The sequence below is a fragment of the Marinobacterium sp. MBR-109 genome, from assembly GCF_040547565.1.
GTDB lineage: Bacteria > Pseudomonadota > Gammaproteobacteria > Pseudomonadales > Balneatricaceae > Marinobacterium.
This window is the reverse complement of record NZ_JBEPPZ010000001.1, coordinates 279,775-296,713: the sequence shown is the minus strand read 5'-3', so window position 1 is coordinate 296,713 and position 16,939 is coordinate 279,775. Positions and strand designations below refer to the sequence as shown.

Sequence of the window (16,939 nt, the reverse complement as noted above, 5' to 3'; positions counted from 1 at the left end):
CTTTGATGAAGCCACGGTATCTTCGTCCCTCTCGGTCAATGCCGGAGATCTATCTGTACCGTGAGCCCATTGATTTTCGCAAGCAGGCCAATGGTCTGGCGGTGCTGGTTGAGCAGGAGCTGGGACATAGCCCCTTTACCGGTGCCCTGTATGCCTTCACCAACCGGCAGCGTAACAAGATCAAGTGCCTGATGTGGGAAGACAACGGTTTTATCCTCTACTACAAGGCGCTGGCCGAAGAGAAATTCAAGTGGCCCAGCCCGGCTGATGAGCTCATGCCGTTGACCGGCGAACAGATCAACTGGTTGCTCGATGGTTATGACATCAGCCTGCTGCAAGGCCATAAAACCTTGCATTATGAGGCCGTTGGATAGCCGGTTTTGGGTGCTTCAACTGGCTGTTTTTGATATAATTTTGCCCATGAAAACACAGCCCAAAACCACCTCAAAGACGCCTGATATCAGCGGTTTATCGACCGCTGACTTGTTGTCGATGGTGGCTGGGCTGCAGCAGCAACTCGCCTCGAAAGAGGCTGTGCTTGAGCGGCAAAACCAGGTGCTTGAGCAGCGGGATCAGGCCGTCAAAGAGCGTGACCGGCAACTCCAGCAGCGCGAGCAGTACATCCTGTTGCTGGAAGAGATGCTGCGCTTGCAGCGCATCCAGCGGTTCGCCGCCAGCAGTGAAAAAACGGCCCACCAGATCCATCTCTTCGATGAGTCGGAACTGGAAGCCGAGATCGATCAGCTGCGGGATCAGCTCCCGGACGATATTGAAGTTGCTGAAGACGATACTCCTGCTGCCACGTCTGCGCCCAAACGCCGTCAGCGCGGCTTCTCCGATCACCTGCAGCGTGAGCGTATCGAGCTGCTGCTGAGTGATGAAGAGAAGGCCGGGTCCGTCAAAACCTTCTTCACCAAGGTGAAGGAAGAACTGGAATATATCCCCGCCCAGCTCAAAGTACTGGAATACTGGCAGGAAAAAGCGGTGTTCGAGGAGAACGGCGACGAGCGTATCGTAGCCGCGGCTCGCCCGACACACCCGCTAGGCAAATGTATCGCCACCCCGGCCCTGCTGGCCTACCTGATCACCTCCAAATATGCCGATGGTCTGCCGTTGTATCGGCAAGAGCAGATGTTCAAGCGTCTGGGCCACGAGCTGAGCCGCACCAGCATGGCGCACTGGATCATCCGTCTGGATGAAGTGTTCAAACCGCTGATCAACCTGATGCGGGAAGCACAGAACAGCGCGGCCTACCTGCAAGCTGATGAAACCCGGATCCAGGTACTCAAAGAGGATGGCAAGGCCGCCCAATCCGATAAATGGATGTGGGTGACCCGGGGCGGACCACCGGGCCAACCCTCAGTCCTGTTCGCCTATGATCCCTCCCGAAGTGGAGCGGTACCCGTACGCCTGCTCGATGACTTCAAGGGTGTCCTGCAGGCCGATGGTTACTCCGGTTATGCGCAGATCTGTTCAGCCAATGAGCTGACCCGCATCGGCTGCTGGGATCACGCTCGCCGCAAGTTCATCGAAGCGACCAAAGCGGCCAAGCCGGCGGGTAAAGGCAAACAGGCCAAGCTATCCAAAGCGGATGTGGCACTCGGTCACATCAACAAGCTGTATGCCATCGAGCGTCAGATCAAGGATCTGAGTGTGGCTGAACGCTATCGGATCCGTCAGGCGTCGAGCCTGCCTCGGCTGGAAGCGTTCAAGACCTGGCTGGACGCCAACGTGGGCCACGTGATGAAGGGTGGACTCACCCGCAAGGCGATGGAATACACCCTGAACCAGTGGCCCAGCCTGATCGGCTACTGTGAGCGGGGTGACCTGCACATCAGCAACGTACTGGCCGAGAATGCCATCCGTCCGTTCGCCGTGGGGCGCAAAGCTTGGTTGTTCGCGGATACCCCGCAGGGCGCTCACGCCAGTGCTACCTGTTACTCCCTGATCGAAACGGCCAAAGCCAACAATCTGGAGCCCTCGGCCTACATCCGGCACGTGCTGGAGCGCATCGCCAACGCCGACACCCTGGAAAAGCTGGAGCGACTGCTGCCCTGGAATGTTGAACTGGAGCGGACTTCAAAAAAAGTGGCGCAGTACAGTTAAGGCCAAGTGGGGCGTTTTAACGGCGGTTACTAATGACGTATGCTTGCTACTGAAAGAGCAGCGTTGTGCTGCCGGTAGAACTCTTTCGATAATTGGGTATCGTCAAACATGGAAGGCCAGAATGAAAGTCCTCACCGATGATTAGATTAGAATATTCTAATATTGAGGCCGTAGACGAAGGCCGCGTGGGACCAGATAGAGCAAATTATCTTGCCTTAACGGATGATGATTTTGAGCTCCTGCTTTACAGTATCTTTAGTGAGCGTACGACTGAGCTGCAATGGTATAGCAATGCTCGTTTGATGGTCACAGGAGCAGACCAAGGGCGGGACGTTTGGCTGACAAAGGATGAGCGGCCAGCTGGGCTTATTCAGTGCAAAAAAGTTAAAGCTGGTTTCACGCGGCCGGATACGCTCCGTGAGGTAATCAAGTTCCTTCTAAATGCGGTGCTTGATCCGGCGCTTATGCCTGACTCGCCTGGTTTCCGCTTTATTCTTGCGCTTGCTGCGGACCCTGCAAGTACAACAATCGAATTTTTCGATGCGCCACAGACTTGGCTAATTAACAGTGAAACAGAGCTTTTCGATCTGGTTGCCGACGTAATTAAAAAGTATGAAAAATTCTCGGCACTTAAGGTCGAGGCGGTCATGCCAATCATTACTGATGCCTTGAAGAGTCTTGAATACGAGCTTCTCCGGCCAGTTAACCTAGATGCGTTACTTGAGCACATGCCTGCTGTCCGCCAGCGTTTTTTCAAAGTTCAACTTGTAGTAGCTGTTGAGCATGCAGAGGCTATGATTGAGGCTCGGTTTACTGCAGCTGGCTTGGTTTCAAATAGCACAAAGACATTAACCCGAGCCGGTATTGAAGAGGACATTGCGCGTGGGTCGCTCGGTCTGGCTGATTGGCCTCAAATGATCTGGGGGCAACATATAGAGCGACCAGAGTTTGATGACCTGCTCCAAAGGCTAGATCAGCACCCTTCAGGTTCCACGCTTGTTGTCGGAGGCGCAGGGACTGGAAAATCAGCACTTCTAGCTGAGGTCTACTGTGCACTCAGAGCTTGCGGCCAGACTGTGCTGGCGATAAAAGCCGACATGCTTAGCCCGGATATTATGGATTTCGTTGATCTTGCTCGCGATCTTGGCATGTCAGGTGATATTGAGAAGGAGATTCTTTCGCTGGCGGTTGAGACACCGGTTGTACTAATCATCGATCAGCTTGACGCTGTTAGTGAAGTGATGGACCAGAGTTCACAACGGATGCAGATCCTATTGCGCCTTGCGTCTCAGCTGCAGGAGGCAAAGGATCAAGAGGGAAACCCACTCCCCATTCATATCATTGTTTCTTCACGTCCGTTTGAGGCGCAGTTCGACGCTCGATTTAGGCGGATTGATGCGGATGATTTACAGCTTTCTCAGCCTTCGTTCGAGCGGGTGTCCGTACTGCTTGATGAACTCGGTATTGACGCCTCGGTGGTGCCGGATAGTATCAAAGAGACACTGCGTATCCCATTTGCGCTCGGGTTGTACGTCGACCTTGCCAAATCGGGCTTTAATCCCGCTGGTCTTACTGCAGCAAACTTACTTGAGCGATGGCTCGACAAGAAGCTACCTACAGGTGTGGGGCGGACTGCGTGTATGAGTTTTTTGCGCCAGCTTGCAGCCGATATGACAGAGCATGAAAGCCTCTGGCGACCGGCGGCTCATTATGAGCCGGACTACAGCGAAATGCTGCGTTGGGCTGAGTCAGTTGGGATTGTCATCCGTGAAGACACCAGTATCGGCTTCAGTCATCAGTCGTGGCTCGATGATTTTCAGGCAAAAATACTCCAAACAGCAAAAGAGTTAGCTGATTATGCTTGGAGCCGTCAGGAAGGGCTGTTTGCGCGGGGAACGGTATTACGCGGCCTTGAGTACATGCGCCGGATTGATGTGCCTTCCCATGAAATGGCTGTTCGCTTGTTGCTACTAAACCCCAATACTCGCAGACATTTGCGTCACCTTGTGGCTGATCATTTAGCGAGTGCTGATGATCCTAGCGAAAGCGATATTGCTTGGGTTGATTGGATGGCGCGTAACGATCATGCACTTGCGAATCGGGCGTTCAGGCAGGTAGCGACAAGATGGTCGCGCTGGAGATTGGGGTTGCTGCCGCTCCTATCTTTTCTGCTGCAGGATGAAAAGCATCGTTGGAATGCAACCATGTTGCTTGTTCGAGAAGTTGAGGAAGACGCTGGTCGCGTTATGGATTTTGTCGACCGCTATTGGTCGGATGCTTCACATGACGGAGATGTGTTTAGTCTCTTCGAGCGCTCTGGAATTGCGTCAGATCGTGCAATCGCCCATGTTCGTAAAATATTCAGTCGAACGGCGCTGGCAGACTGGGCGATATCCCATTATGCCGAGGCTTTGCATAGGAATGGTGATACCCGTGTTGCTTTGGACGTGATCTCATTTTGGGCTGAGACACAAGCAGGGGATCGGCATAACGGTATCGGGGTTTATGGTTCTGAAGAGATTGCGGCAGCCGAACCGTTTCATTGTGCCGAACGCCTCCTGCCTTGGTTTATCAGTGTGGCCTCGCAAGAGGTTAGCGACGGACGACCTGGGCACCGGTATCCACAATCATTATCGATTCCGTACGATTGGAAATATGACTCTGACAATGGCAGTTTGATGCCGCTTCTGCGGAGCGTACTTGAAGAGTCAGCAATTTCTGCCCCGGTAGATGTGTATACCTTGCTTGCTACTGTTGTTGCTGTAGAAATTGATGAGATACAGTCGCTGGTTGCCGATACCCTGGCGGTGAATCCGGCGCGCTTTACTGAACATGCGCTCGCTTTTCTTTTTGCAGATCAACGTCGTCTTAATTTAGGTATCGACATGTTCGACGATGAAAGAGGCGTTGGGCAGATGATCTATGGCTGGTCATCAAGCAATCTGATCGCCCAGATTGTTCCTCACCTCTCCCACAGTGATATTGAGAAGGTTCGGGACTATATCGAATTGTGGAAGCCCTGGGAGAAGGAATTACAGGAAGAGAACGATCCTGCTCATAGACGGGACTTACTACGTTGGTCTGATGAGTGCCGACTGCGTTTGCTTGCTGAGCTACCAGAGCAAGTGCTGACGGCTCGGCGTCGCAGGCAAGTTGAGGAGTGGCGGGTCGAGCAGCCGAAACTGCAAGCAAAACACCGAGGGCGGATGCTGGCGCGGTATGTGGGGTCCCCTATGAGCCACGAGCAGATGGCAAAGGCAAACGACAGCGCGATTATCAATATGCTCAATGAAGTTAACGACCAGACTGGTCGCCATGAACATCCGAAAGATTGGTTAAAAGGCGGTGTTATTGAGTTGTCTCGGGCTTTTGCCGAATTTGCGAAAGCGTCCCCAGGTCGTGCTCTTGGGATCATTCCGTGCTTGGAACCTGGTCTGCACGAGCAGGTTGCCGGCGCAGCTATTCGGGAGTTATCAGGGATTGAGGAGGTTAGTGCCCTAACTATTAAGGCGTTTGTGTGGGAGCTCCATGACCGTGGTTTTTCTTCTCGCGATTTCTACCATGATGCTGCTTGTGCTATGGAGAAGCTTGCAGGGCGCCTGAACGGACTTGAAGACCGGGACATCAGCCTCCTTCGTAACTGGTTGCAACGCGATCCAGCTGTGCTAGCTGCTGAAACGGCGCAGCATGCTGAGCTAAACAGGTCCAATCGCGAACGAAATGAGAAACCAGATCAACGCCCAGAGGCGATTTTGTTTGGCCGAGGCGGCGGAATACACTTTATCCCTCAACGCAATTTCACGTTGCTATCAGCTATCGCTGCAGGTTATCTCCATCGTGATGGTGTGGATTGTGATGGTTGGCTTACAGAGTTAGAGCTACATATTACTCACCCTGAAGACCCTGAAATTTGGGGTGCGGTTCTAATGTTCAGGTCACATGAGCTCTGGTGGGCAGACGCTGCAAGAGTGGGTGAACTTATTGAGGCGATCTGGCGAAGGTTTCCTGCAGCGTTTGAAGATGCGGCTGTAATCCAATCGTTGTGGCGGTTGCGTGCTCGCATGTCTAGCAGCCTGCAGCAGGAGATGGTCAACTTTTGGCTCAGGCATAGCGATCATAAACTCAGACAGATAGGTGGAGAGTTCTCTGCTGCTAGCGTGATTGTCGATAGTGCTGCGTCTGCTGAAATGGGCAATATAGTTGAGGCAGTGATGGCAGGGAATGATATATCCGCCAAGTGTGGCGTGTTATTTTCGGCTGCTGAGGGATGGAGAGAGTCTGATCTTGATATTCGAAATCGCTCACACGGCTACCTCATGGCTGTTGCTGGTAATGTCAGTGGATTCGAGGCGCATGCTGTATCAGCAGCTGTTGGTCGTGGAGGGCAACTGCCTGCCGACGCGATGACTCGGGAGCTCCTAGCCGCTATTCCAAAAAATATTGATCTACTTAAAGAATCGATGGAACGGTTATTTGTTCACCAGCTTCAGCAGTTGTTGCTTTATCCTGGCTTTGAAGTACTGGTGCTTGAAATTGTGGAGGCTGCATCTGAGCTAGCAAGCACATCGGCAGAAAGGGCTATTGGAGGAATATACGACGGTGAATTTATAGGGCTTGTGATTGCGCTTCAGCGCTCGCCAATAGAGATTAAAACTCGTGCGATGACTGTCTATGAGCGCCTGCTTGATGCTGAGGTCTATGGTGCAGAGGATGCAGCGGCATCTGCTTTGCGCCGTTAATTAGCTAAAATCGTTATCTTGGGTGACATTGTGTTTCACGAGATGTTCTCTCTGCGCTGTCAATTAGGCATTAGCTGTCGTTAGATAACTTTTTAAATTGATGAGAGCCAGCGTGTTGAATCAATGCAAGCGTAAAATTGAGTACGCGGCTGGAAGGGGGGCGCTGCAATTGGATTACTACGGCTTTATGAGGGTGATGTTGCGTATCGGTGGAGTATAGGCAGGATAACGGGATGGATCAACAAACACGGGATCAGACCTTCATGCGCCAGGCACAGGCGCTGGCGGCGCGTGCTGCCGAACTGGGAGAGGTGCCGGTAGGGGCGCTGGTGGTGCTGGATGACGTTGTGATCGGAGAAGGCTGGAATCATCCCATCAGTGGCCATGATCCTACAGCTCATGCCGAAATTATGGCGCTGAGGCAGGCTGCAGACAAGGTGGGAAACTATCGCCTGGTGGGAGCTGAGCTGTATGTCACGATTGAGCCCTGCACCATGTGTGCCGGTGCCATCGTACACGCACGGATTGCACGGGTGGTGTTTGGTGCTACCGAGCCCAAGGCCGGTGCTGTGGTGAGCAATGGCTGCGTTTTTGATCAGCCCTGGGTCAATCATCGACCTGAATATCAGGGCGGAGTGTTGGCACAGGAGTGCAGTGAGCAGATCAGTGATTTTTTCCGCTCGCGCAGAGCACAAAAGAAACGGCTCAAGGTTTCAGGTGGCCAGATCTCAGACAGCACAGATTCAGAGTGAGCTGGGCAGGTTGCTCAGTGGCAGGGGGCGTACTTCCGGGGTGTTTTCATTTGCTTCAGCGGCATCACTGTCACTTTCAAGGTCCGGGTTCAGGTTGCGTGCCCCCGCAGTATCCACCTCCCAGCGCAACAGCTCCATATACTTGCGGATGTTGCTGACGTACTGCACCGGCTCATGTCCTCTGGCGTAGCCGTAGCGCGTTTGGTTGTAGTAACGCGGGTTGCTCAACAGAGGCAGGTGTTCGCGTACATGCTGCCACTTGTCGGGGTCCTTGCCGGCTTTCTGGGTCAGAATGCGGGCGTCTTCAAGATGACCAAACCCCACGTTGTAGCCTGCCAGTGCAAACCAGGTGTGGTCGGGCTCGGGGATCCGCTCGGGGATCTTCTGTTTAACGTTGACCAGGTATTGAGCACCGCCGAGAATGCTTTGCCTCGGGTCGGTACGGTCACCAACACCCACTTCAGTTGCCGCTGCCTGCGTCAGCATCATGATGCCACGTACCCCTGTGGGAGAGACGGCATCGGCTCTCCAGTGTGACTCCTGATAGGCGATGGCCGCCAGCAGCAGCCAATTGATCCCGCTGGCGTCTGCCGCTTCACGGAACCAGGGGTAAAGTGGTAGAAAGCGTTCTTCCAGGTCCCGCCGGAATGAAACCGTGTCGAAGAAGTTAAGCGGATTGGTGCGTGAAAAGTAGCGTTCCTCGAGGGTTTTGATCAATTGTGCTGTTTCTTCCAGGGCAAACCATTGCTGCAAAGCTGCCTTGAGAGTGCCGTCATGGTGACGATTGAGCATCCAGGCAATGGGCTGGGGTGGCTGCAGTTCAAATGCGGCTTTCAGGCCAGGATAGAATGATTTTTGTGCATCAAAAACGGTTGAATCCAGAATGGTGTAGTCGAGACTGCCCTCATGGACCCGGTCGAGCAGGTCGGTAACCGTATCATCCGGGTTGCTGAACCATCGCAGCTTGGGGAATTCTTCCTGAAGTTGATCCAGCAGCTCTTCATAACTGGAGCTTTTGAGAACACCGATGCTGCGTCCGTAAAGGTCCAGCGGGGTTTTGGGCGCCGGATTTCCCTGTCGTACTCGGTAGATCAGCACGGGGGCGCTTTGGCGGTAGGGAGGCGAAAATTCAAAGCGCTGCTGACGCTCGCGGGTGATGGTCAGGCTGGCAGCGGCCAAATGCGCGTTGCGCTCCTGCAAGACCTGAAACAGCCCCGAGAAACTGGATGGCAGGACCAGCTCAAGCTCAACCCCCAGGTGGTCGGCAAACGCCTTGGTCAGCTCATACTCAAACCCCGCCGGCTCGGAGCGGCGAATGAAGTAGGTCATGGGGGTGTTGGTGGTGGCCACCCTCAGGATACCGTTGTTGCGAATTGCATCGAGCTGGGTAGGCGTTTTCAGCCCGATTATGGCGAGCACAAGCGTGAGGCTGATCAAGGCGCCCGAGTAGATCAGCTCGCGCAGGTGGGGTGATTTACGCTCTTTAAACATAGGCTCGGCTATTCTGTATCTCGGTGGCCCGATCGGGTAAAATCAGCTTTCATTCTTTCGCTCTCCCACGCCTGGTCTGCAGGTAGAATCAAGAGGCTCGATATCAACATGCTCGTACTGCGTGGAGCTCCCGCTCTTTCGTCTTTTCGTCATGCCAAACTGCTTTCCTCGATCCGGTCACAGGTTCCGTCCGTTACTGGTCTGTACGCAGAATATACTCATTTTGCAGATCTGCAGCGTGATCTGGAGGAACAGGAGTCTCAGGTTCTTGATCGTATCCTGCGTTACGGTCCCATGGCTAGTACCGAAGAGCCCGCCGGAGAGTTGTTTCTGGTGGTGCCGCGCCCGGGTACCATCTCACCCTGGTCGAGCAAAGCCACTGATATTGCTCACAACTGTGGCCTGAGTGCCATTGAGCGTCTGGAGCGGGGCATCGCCTATTATGTTCGCGCCGAATCCTCACTGAGTGACGCGCAACGGGAACGGGTTGCTGCTCTTCTGCATGACCGTATGGTTGAAGTTGTGATGACCGCGCAGGATCAGGCCGGAGCCCTGTTCCGTCATGAGCAGCCTCGTCCAATGACTCAGGTGGATATTCTCGGTGGTGGTCGTGAAGCGCTGGCTCAGGCCAACTCTGAGCTTGGTCTGGCGTTGGCGGATGATGAAATCGATTATCTCGTGGACAGCTTTCAGGGGTTGGGCCGTAACCCCAATGATGTCGAGCTGATGATGTTTGCGCAGGCGAACTCGGAACATTGCCGTCACAAGATCTTCAATGCCAGCTGGGATATTGACGGCGTGCGTCAGACGCATTCCCTGTTTGCCATGATTCGCAATACCTACGAGCAGGCAGGTGACAATGTGCTGTCGGCTTACAAGGATAATGCATCCGTGATTGTCGGCAGCGAGGCTGGCCGCTTCTTCCCCGATCCGGCCACAGGCCAGTATGGCTACAATCCAGAAGCGATCCACATCTTGATGAAAGTGGAAACCCATAACCACCCGACGGCTATCGCACCATTTTCAGGTGCTGCCACCGGCTCCGGTGGCGAGATCCGTGACGAGGGCGCCACCGGCCGTGGCTCCAAACCCAAGGCCGGTCTCACCGGTTTCACCGTCTCTGATCTGCACATTCCGAATTTCGAGCAGCCTTGGGAGTCCGGTTATGGCAAGCCGGAGCGCATCGCATCCGCGCTGGAAATCATGATTGAAGGGCCCATCGGTGGTGCGGCATTCAACAACGAGTTTGGCCGCCCGAACCTGACCGGTTATTTCCGTACTTTTGAACAGCGGGTTCCAGGTGTCAACGGCGATGAAGTGCGCGGCTATCACAAGCCGATCATGATTGCAGGTGGTCTGGGCAACATCCGTGAAGACCACGTCGAGAAAGGCGAAATCACAGTTGGTGCCAAGCTGATATGCCTGGGTGGCCCGGCGATGCTGATCGGTCTCGGTGGCGGTGCCGCGTCTTCCATGTCGTCCGGCAGCTCCTCTGCCGATCTGGATTTTGCCTCCGTGCAGCGTGGCAACCCTGAGATCGAGCGTCGTTGTCAGGAAGTGATCGATCGCTGCTGGCAGCTGGGTGATGCCAACCCGATCGCTTTCATTCACGATGTCGGTGCCGGCGGCCTCTCCAATGCTTTCCCGGAGCTGGTGAAGGACGGGGGGCGTGGAGGCAACTTCGGCCTGCGCAACATTAACAATGATGAACCGGGCATGTCGCCACTGGAAATCTGGTGTAACGAAGCTCAGGAACGCTATGTAATGGCGGTGAAGCCTGAAGATCTGGCCCGCTTTGAAGCAATCTGCGAGCGTGAGCGTTGCCCGTTCGCAGTCGTGGGCGAAGCCACTGAAGAGCACCATCTGACGCTGGGCGATACTCACTTCGAGAACAAGCCGGTTGATCTGCCGATGAGCGTATTGTTCGGCAAGCCGCCCAAGATGCACCGTACCGTTGAGCGCATGGCGTACGAAGTGCCGGCTTTCGATACCACGGATATCGATCTGGCGGATGCTGCCGAGCGTGTACTGAAACTGCCGGCGGTGGCCTCCAAGTCTTTCCTGATCACCATTGGTGACCGTTCCATCACCGGAACCGTTGCCCGTGACCAGATGGTGGGCCCCTGGCAGGTGCCGGTGGCTGACTGTGCCGTAACGACGGCGTCCTATGACACTTTTGCCGGTGAAGCGATGGCGATGGGTGAACGTACCCCGCTGGCGCTGGTTGACTCGCCGGCTTCCGGCCGAATGGCAGTGGGTGAAACGCTGACCAACCTGGCGGCAGCGCGTATCGGCCAGTTGTCGGATATCAAGCTGTCGGCCAACTGGATGTGTGCCGCGGGTCATCCAGGTGAAGATGAAAAGCTGTATGACACCGTCAAGGCGGTGGGTATGGAGCTTTGTCCTGAGCTGGAGATCACTATCCCGGTAGGCAAGGATTCCATGTCCATGCGGACTGTCTGGGATGATAACGGCGAGCGGAAGAGTGTTACCGCTCCGATGTCGCTGGTCATCTCCGGCTTTGCGCCAGTGCTGGACGCCCGCAAGACACTGACCCCGCAGCTGCGGACCGACAAGGGTGAAACCGACCTGATTCTGCTGGATCTGGGCAATGGCCAGAACCGTATGGGTCTTTCAGCGCTGGCACAGGTTTACAACCAGGTGGGTCAAAGCGTGCCAGACGTGGATGATGCCGAGCTGCTGGCCAACTTCTTTGCCGCCATTCAGGAGCTCAACGAGCAGGGGCTGATTCTTGCCTACCATGACCGCGCAGACGGTGGTCTGTTCGCCACCATCGCCGAGATGGGCTTTGCCGGTCGTACCGGTGTGGATCTGAACCTGGATCTTTTGGCCGAAGACAACTCTGAACTGGCCGCTTCACTGTTCAATGAAGAACTGGGTGCCGTGATTCAGGTGCGTCGTGCAGATATGGAAACTGTTCTGAACGAACTGAATGCAGCAGGTCTGGCTGATGTAGCCAAGGTGATCGGTACCCTTAATCCGGACCTGCAGCTGAACTGCTTCTATGATGATGAAGAGGTTTACAGTGCTGACCTGATCCAGTTGCAGCGCTGGTGGGCCGAAACCTCTTTCCGCATTCAGGCTCTGCGTGACAACTCTGATTGTGCGCAGCAGGAGTTTGATCGTCTGCTGGACCGTGAGGATCCGGGTCTGAATGTCAGCCTGAGCTTCGACCAAAACGAGGATGTGGCGGCTGAGCTGATCGCGTCCGGTGAGCGCCCGAAAGTGGCAATCCTGCGTGAGCAGGGCGTCAACGGCCAAGTCGAAATGGCGGCGGCGTTTGACCGTGCCGGTTTTGAGGCGATCGACGTTCACATGAGTGATATCCTCTCCGGTCGCACTTCACTGGATCAGTTCCGTGGCCTTGTGGCTTGCGGTGGCTTCTCCTACGGTGATGTTCTGGGGGCCGGTGAAGGCTGGGCCAAGTCGATTCTGTTCAATGCAGTGGCGCGTGAGCAGTTCTCTGCCTTCTTCGAGCGCGAAGATACCTTTGCACTGGGTGTTTGCAACGGCTGTCAGATGCTGTCCAACCTGCATGAGTTGATTCCCGGAGCTGACCTCTGGCCGCACTTTGTGCGTAATCAGTCCGAGCAGTTTGAAGCGCGTGTCGCGATGGTGGAGGTTCAGGATAGCCCCTCTATCTTCCTGCAGGGGATGGCTGGCTCACGTATGCCGATCGCCGTGGCTCACGGAGAGGGTCGTGCCGAATTCGAGGATGACGCACATCTGCGGATGTTGAATGAGTCGGATACGGTATCGCTGCGCTATGTGGATAACCGTGGCGAGGCAACGGCCATTTATCCCGCCAACCCGAACGGATCACCGCTGGGTATTACCGGACTGACCACGCCGGACGGCCGTGTCACCATCATGATGCCGCACCCGGAGCGTGTGTTCCGTGGCGTACAGAATTCCTGGGCACCGGATGAGTGGTCCGAGGATGGCGCCTGGATGCGCATGTTCCGCAATGCGCGGGTCTGGGTGGGTTGATCAGCTAATCGCTTGAGATGGAAACGGCAGCTTCGGCTGCCGTTTTTGTTACCCGAATGGGGCGGCGACGCTGCAAACAGGCAACAAAAAAGCCGGCACAGAGCCGGCTTTTTGGTGCAGTCGAGAAGGGTTCTTATTGCTGAACGCGCTTCTGACCCATGATTTCAACGTCTACGCGACGGTCCGGACGCAGGCATGCGATCAGCTCGGCGCCACGACCGGTGCAGTTTGCAACCGGAGCAGACTCGCCCATGTAGCCGATAGACATTTTGCTGGCATCAACACCAGACTGTTCCAGCGTAGAGGCCACCGCTTCAGCACGACGCTTGGACAGCTGTTCGTTGTAGGCAGCTGAGCCGATGAAGTCGGCGTAACCAACCAGCTTCACGCTCTGCAGGCTTGCCAGTGAGCCGATGTAATCAACGATGTTGCTTACATCACCCACCTTGGTGCTGTCGAAGTCGAAGTACAGAGCGAACTTCTTCTCAACATCAGCCATGACAGCAGCAGGGGCAGCTTCAGGAGCAGGGGCGGCCTGAGCTACGACACCGTCGCAACCTTCAACAGCCTGGTCCTGAGTCCAGAAGCCGGTGTGCCAGCATTCACCGAAGCTGGTACGCCAGATAGTGTCGTCAGAGTTTACGGCATAACCCGGAACCTGAGCCTGTACCGCAGCAGAGGTACCCAGTGCCATCGCCAGTCCAGCAGCAATTGCAATTTTCTTCATCATCATATCCTTGTGTGCCAGGTGGATGTTTTTTAATTGTTTACGAGTATAGAACATTCAATCAGGTTTTTCCTTAACGGCAACCATACAGGCAACTTGAGGTCGTTAAGCAGCCGTAACCTGAATCCGGTATGCAGCTAACATCTATATTAGCTTAGGGTAGAACTTTTTTATATGGTTTTACAGTCACCTTTTGATAGACACCGGCCTTGCAGTAGGGGTCATCATCAGCCCACTGGCGAGCAGCTTCGAGTGATGCAAACTCGGCAATCACCAGACTACCACTGAACCCGGCTGGGCCTGGGTCTTCACTGTCAATGGCGGGATGAGGGCCTGCAACCAGCAGATGCCCCTCACGCTTGAGCTGCTCCAGCCGTGCCAGGTGATCAGGTCTTGCCGCCATGCGCGGCGCCAGCGAATTTTCAATATCTTCTGCGATTATGGCGTAATACATCAATTCTCTCCGCTGCTCTCTTTCTGTTCGGGCATATGTTTGGAGATGTAAATGCCCTGGCCAATGATGAAAACGAGGGTGCAGCCGAGCATGCCGAACAGCTTGAAATTGACCCAGGCTTCTTCACTCAGGGTGTAAACTACGGCCAGGTTGGCGATTCCCATAATAATGAAGAAACCGACCCAGCCGATATTAAGGTTGCTCCAGACTTTTGACGGCAGCTCGATGCTGCTCTCCATCAGGCGCTGTACGATGGTTTTTTTGCCAATAAACTGGCTCAGCAGGAAGGCCACGGCAAAAAGCCAGTTGACAACGGTGGGCTTCCATTGAATGAACGCCTTGTTGTCCAGCAGCACAGTGGCGCCACCCAGAACCACAACCAGACCAAGTGTGACCAGCTGCATTTTCTCGATCCGATGGGTCTTGAACCAAGTGTACGCCATCTGGGCCAGCGTTGCGGGAATTAGCACAGCCGTTGCCAAAATGATGTCACCACTGAATTTATAAACTGCAAAGAATATAATGACAGGAAGAAAATCGAGTAATAGTTTCATCGGGCCGCTAATATGGTTGGTGAAAGGTTCATTTCAATAGAGGTAAACAGCTTATCGTGACTGAGTCCACAAAAGTGGTACGCCTGCCAGGGTTCGACCTCCACATGCATAGTACCGCATCTGATGGCGCGCTGTCCCCGTCGGAGCTGGTCGCAATGGCGGTGGATGCGTCGGTTGAGTACATGGCATTGACTGACCACGATACGCTGGCAGGGCTGGCTGAAGCGCAGCAGGCGGCCAGCGAGGCAGGGCTGACACTGATACCCGGTGTGGAGCTTACCTGTCTGTGGAATCGACGCGTGCTGCATTTGCTGGGTCTGGGGATAGATCCTGACTACCCGGGCTGGAAAGACTACGAAGCCCGTCTGGCAGAGCTGCGTATAACTCGAGCTGAAAAAATCGCACACAAGCTGGTCGCTCGGGGTGTTCCAGAGAATATTCTAGCGCTGGCCAGTGCGCAGGCAGGAGATGGTCAGATCGGCAGGCCTCATTTTGCGAGAGCGTTGCTGGCAGCAGGTGTTGTCAGCAGTGAGAATGAGGCGTTTGATCGTTACCTCGGACAGGGCAAAGCCGGGGATGTAAAAGCGGAATGGCCGGATATCGTTGAAGCGATCGATATCATCCGAAAAAGTGGTGGTTTTTCCGTGCTGGCTCATCCTACGAAGTACAGCCTGACCTTTTCAAGGCTGAGGCTGTTGGTTGCTGAGCTTGCCAAGTCTGGAATTGATGGTATTGAGATCGGTTGTCCCAATGTCAGTCGTGACCAGATCGGTCTGTTGTTGAGAATAGCGGACACTCTGAACCTTAAAATCTCGTCCGGCAGTGACTTCCACAACCCGGAAATGACCTGGACGCGGCTGGGACGTTTCCCGGCCGTTGAAAGCGACAGACACCTTATACATGACTTTATCAGGCACTGAAGTGGTTCAGTGCTGATTCGACAGGAGGCTTGAATAATGAGCCAGTTTTTTCAGATACACCCGGAAAATCCGCAGGCGCGCCTGATTCAGCAGGCGGCAGAAATAATTCGTTCAGGTGGTGTTGTGATCTATCCCACAGATTGTGCCTATGCACTGGGCTGTCATTTGGGAGATAAAAAAGCGGTAGATCGTATCAAGCGTATTCGGCAGCTGGATGATAAACACAATTTTACCCTGGTGTGCGATGATCTTTCTTCCATTGGTACCTATGCCAAAGTGGATAATCAAACCTTTCGTCTGCTGAAGGCGCATACTCCCGGTGCCTATACCTTTATTTTACCTGCCACAACAGAGGTGCCGCGCCGATTGTTGCATCCAAAGCGGCGCACCATTGGTATTCGTGTGCCGAACAATCCGATTGTTACAGCTCTTTTGTCGCAGCTTGGTGAGCCCATTATGAGTACCTCACTGATTATGCCGGGTGAGGAGTTGCCGATGACGGATCCATACGAAATGCGTGACCTGCTTCAGCATCACGTTGATCTGATCATCGATGGTGGGTATTGCGGTATGGAAGCGACCAGTGTGATTAATATGGTTGATGAGGTGCCGGTGGTTGTTCGTGAAGGAGCTGCGGACACCGCGCATTTTAAATAGGATTTTGTGTCGTCGGTATTGAAAAAAAAAGTTTTGTAGCGATAATTAAGCGCATCCACTTGTTCAATTAATTAATGGCGGCCAAATATGACAGATTTTAACAAGATCCTGACCCGCAAAAACTCTCTGCGTAAACACTGCCAGGAGATGACCCTGGCCGAAATCGACAAGGTTATTACTGACCTTAACGATATTCGTGCTGAGCTTGAAGAGGCCAAACTGCGTGAAGAACAGGAACAGCAGGCCAAAAAACAGCAGGTGGAAGAAATTCAGCGCCTGATGCGCGAAGCCGGTATTGGGCTTGAAGAATTGAAGCAGGGCGTTGAGCCGGTTGCGCGCAAGAAAGCGGTCAAGGCCAAGTACGTTATTACGGACAGCGAAGGCAATGAACACGCCTGGTCCGGCCGTGGACGTACCCCAGTGGCATTTCGTGAATATATGGACGCGAATAATCTGACCAAGGAGCAGTTGCCCACCGTTGAGTGATCGGGCATCATGCGTATGGCAATAGCCTCTTCGGGGAAACCC

General features: G+C 54.2%; 12 protein-coding genes. 8 read left to right on the top strand and 4 right to left on the bottom strand.

The annotated features are described in order from the left end of the window. The first annotated feature begins 5 nt into the window (after positions 1-5). The 4 genes from tnpB to tadA all read left to right on the top strand — a co-directional run bounded on the left by tnpB (position 6) and on the right by tadA (position 7,597). Complete coding sequence (gene tnpB / locus ABIE60_RS01390) at positions 6-374, top strand: IS66 family insertion sequence element accessory protein TnpB (RefSeq protein ID WP_354467147.1); 369 nt, start codon at positions 6-8, stop codon at positions 372-374. Positions 375-420: 46 nt separating this feature from the next. After that, complete coding sequence (gene tnpC / locus ABIE60_RS01385; protein WP_354467146.1) at positions 421-2,106, top strand: IS66 family transposase; 1,686 nt, start codon at positions 421-423, stop codon at positions 2,104-2,106. A 137-nt stretch (positions 2,107-2,243) separates the two neighbouring features. Continuing rightward, the gene (locus tag ABIE60_RS01380; protein WP_354467144.1) at positions 2,244-6,845 is read left to right on the top strand and encodes an NACHT domain-containing protein; all 4,602 of its coding nucleotides are present in this window, start codon (positions 2,244-2,246) and stop codon (positions 6,843-6,845) included. A gap of 233 nt (positions 6,846-7,078) precedes the next feature. Next, positions 7,079-7,597 (top strand): tRNA adenosine(34) deaminase TadA, encoded by a 519-nt coding sequence (gene tadA / locus ABIE60_RS01375; RefSeq protein ID WP_354467142.1) that lies wholly within the window; start codon positions 7,079-7,081, stop codon positions 7,595-7,597. Here the strand turns inward: tadA and mltF are convergent. Beyond that, a complete protein-coding gene (gene mltF, locus ABIE60_RS01370; protein ID WP_354467140.1) occupies positions 7,589-9,088 on the bottom strand; it encodes a membrane-bound lytic murein transglycosylase MltF in 1,500 nt (499 codons plus the stop codon). The two genes, tadA and mltF, sit on opposite strands and share 9 nt — an antisense overlap. A gap of 108 nt (positions 9,089-9,196) precedes the next feature. Here mltF and purL point away from each other — a divergent pair, with 108 nt between their 5' ends. Then, complete coding sequence (gene purL / locus ABIE60_RS01365) at positions 9,197-13,099, top strand: phosphoribosylformylglycinamidine synthase (protein WP_354467138.1); 3,903 nt, start codon at positions 9,197-9,199, stop codon at positions 13,097-13,099. Positions 13,100-13,232: 133 nt separating this feature from the next. Here the strand turns inward: purL and ABIE60_RS01360 are convergent, their stop codons facing one another. From ABIE60_RS01360 to ABIE60_RS01350, 3 genes are all read right to left on the bottom strand, one after another. After that, a complete protein-coding gene (locus ABIE60_RS01360; protein WP_354467136.1) occupies positions 13,233-13,826 on the bottom strand; it encodes an OmpA family protein in 594 nt (197 codons plus the stop codon). A gap of 154 nt (positions 13,827-13,980) precedes the next feature. Further along, on the bottom strand, positions 13,981-14,280 hold the full coding sequence (locus ABIE60_RS01355) for a YciI family protein (protein ID WP_354467135.1): 300 nt from the start codon (positions 14,278-14,280) through the stop codon (positions 13,981-13,983). Continuing rightward, a complete protein-coding gene (locus ABIE60_RS01350) occupies positions 14,280-14,834 on the bottom strand; it encodes a septation protein A (RefSeq protein WP_354467133.1) in 555 nt (184 codons plus the stop codon). The genes ABIE60_RS01355 and ABIE60_RS01350 overlap by 1 nt, the downstream gene beginning before the upstream one ends. A 104-nt stretch (positions 14,835-14,938) precedes the next feature. On the opposite strand from ABIE60_RS01350, the gene ABIE60_RS01345 reads away from it, so the two are divergent. The 3 genes from ABIE60_RS01345 to ABIE60_RS01335 all read left to right on the top strand — a co-directional run bounded on the left by ABIE60_RS01345 (position 14,939) and on the right by ABIE60_RS01335 (position 16,897). Further along, positions 14,939-15,754, top strand: coding sequence for a PHP domain-containing protein (locus ABIE60_RS01345; RefSeq protein WP_354467131.1), 816 nt, complete (start codon positions 14,939-14,941; stop codon positions 15,752-15,754). Between the two features lie 36 nt (positions 15,755-15,790). Continuing rightward, the gene (locus ABIE60_RS01340) at positions 15,791-16,411 is read left to right on the top strand and encodes an L-threonylcarbamoyladenylate synthase (RefSeq protein ID WP_354467130.1); all 621 of its coding nucleotides are present in this window, start codon (positions 15,791-15,793) and stop codon (positions 16,409-16,411) included. Positions 16,412-16,498: 87 nt separating this feature from the next. Then, the gene (locus tag ABIE60_RS01335) at positions 16,499-16,897 is read left to right on the top strand and encodes an H-NS histone family protein (RefSeq protein WP_354467129.1); all 399 of its coding nucleotides are present in this window, start codon (positions 16,499-16,501) and stop codon (positions 16,895-16,897) included. The last annotated feature ends 42 nt before the right edge of the window (positions 16,898-16,939 follow it).

What these genes read in the sequence shown, in the direction of transcription:
- tnpB (WP_354467147.1), top strand. Translation starts at nt 6, where the DNA reads ATGAAGCCACGGTATCTTCGTCCCTCTCGGTCAATGCCGGAGATCTAT.
- tnpC (WP_354467146.1), top strand. Translation starts at nt 421, where the DNA reads ATGAAAACACAGCCCAAAACCACCTCAAAGACGCCTGATATCAGCGGT.
- mltF (WP_354467140.1), bottom strand. Translation starts at nt 9,088, where the DNA reads ATGTTTAAAGAGCGTAAATCACCCCACCTGCGCGAGCTGATCTACTCG.
- ABIE60_RS01335 (WP_354467129.1), top strand. Translation starts at nt 16,499, where the DNA reads ATGACAGATTTTAACAAGATCCTGACCCGCAAAAACTCTCTGCGTAAA.
- ABIE60_RS01350 (WP_354467133.1), bottom strand. Translation starts at nt 14,834, where the DNA reads ATGAAACTATTACTCGATTTTCTTCCTGTCATTATATTCTTTGCAGTT.
- tadA (WP_354467142.1), top strand. Translation starts at nt 7,079, where the DNA reads ATGGATCAACAAACACGGGATCAGACCTTCATGCGCCAGGCACAGGCG.
- ABIE60_RS01355 (WP_354467135.1), bottom strand. Translation starts at nt 14,280, where the DNA reads ATGTATTACGCCATAATCGCAGAAGATATTGAAAATTCGCTGGCGCCG.
- purL (WP_354467138.1), top strand. Translation starts at nt 9,197, where the DNA reads ATGCTCGTACTGCGTGGAGCTCCCGCTCTTTCGTCTTTTCGTCATGCC.
- ABIE60_RS01360 (WP_354467136.1), bottom strand. Translation starts at nt 13,826, where the DNA reads ATGAAGAAAATTGCAATTGCTGCTGGACTGGCGATGGCACTGGGTACC.
- ABIE60_RS01340 (WP_354467130.1), top strand. Translation starts at nt 15,791, where the DNA reads ATGAGCCAGTTTTTTCAGATACACCCGGAAAATCCGCAGGCGCGCCTG.
- ABIE60_RS01380 (WP_354467144.1), top strand. Translation starts at nt 2,244, where the DNA reads ATGATTAGATTAGAATATTCTAATATTGAGGCCGTAGACGAAGGCCGC.
- ABIE60_RS01345 (WP_354467131.1), top strand. Translation starts at nt 14,939, where the DNA reads ATGCATAGTACCGCATCTGATGGCGCGCTGTCCCCGTCGGAGCTGGTC.